The sequence below is a fragment of the Candidatus Viridilinea mediisalina genome (assembly GCF_002532535.1).
GTDB classification, from domain to species: Bacteria; Chloroflexota; Chloroflexia; order Chloroflexales; family Chloroflexaceae; genus Viridilinea; species Viridilinea mediisalina.
Genome location: NZ_NQWI01000304.1, coordinates 1 through 799, shown reverse-complemented (window position 1 = coordinate 799; position 799 = coordinate 1). Strand labels below are relative to the sequence as shown.

At 61.1% G+C, this 799-nt stretch carries 1 protein-coding gene; it reads right to left on the bottom strand.

The features are described 5' to 3' along the window. Positions 1-556: 556 nt before the first annotated feature. A partial coding sequence (locus CJ255_RS22170; RefSeq protein WP_217352530.1) for a hypothetical protein occupies positions 557-799 on the bottom strand: 243 nt, incomplete at its 5' end.

The window sequence follows — 799 nt, the reverse complement described above, 5'->3', positions numbered from 1 at the left end:
AGTCAAGAATGTTCTTTTTGCTTTCGGTTGCGATTATTTCTGATTAAAAATAGTTTGGATAATTTTGCAACAGTCTCATGAAGGGGTTTGAAACCCGTCGCCATAGTCTCACCTCCTTTCTATAAGGGGCGCTTCGATCTACTGCCCCGCGATGAAGTAGGGGCGCACTAAACATAATCACCAAAAATAGTCCCTTTGTTCTCATTTACCCCCACTGCCGCCCGTCAGCCGCGTGCCGACGAGCGGCGGTGGCGTGTTAGGGGGGCGGTGGCGCACGCATGGGCGCGGGAACGCGATGACCGGCGCCTACCGCTGGCCTGGTCTGCGCGATCTGGTACGCATCTGGGGGGCAAATGATCCGTTTGCCCGTGGCTGCTTGCCCGATGGCCGGTTTGCGGCACAGCGAGTCATGGCGCGGGCGACGTGCGCTGCGCGAGGGTGTCGAACGGGTGTTTGTTTTCTCTGTCACCCCGTGCGACGTTGGACCCTGCCTGGGGCTGTTCACCACCACCCACCAACGGCTACCCCAGGTCGGAACGTTCGGTCGCACGGACGATTACGCGACGCTCAGCCGCGCCTCCGTGGCGGCGTGACGCATGCGCTGGAGCGCCCGTAGGTTGATCAGCACATAGGTCAGACTGTTCTGGTTGACAATCGCCCGGCCCCGCCGCAACTTCGGCGTGGTAATGCCCAGCGCCTCGGCCTGGCTGTTGATCCGCTCGACCATCGTGCGCGTGCCGTAGACGACTTTATACTCCGCGCCCTCGCGGTCAAGCGTGTGACGCATGCGCGCCCCCTC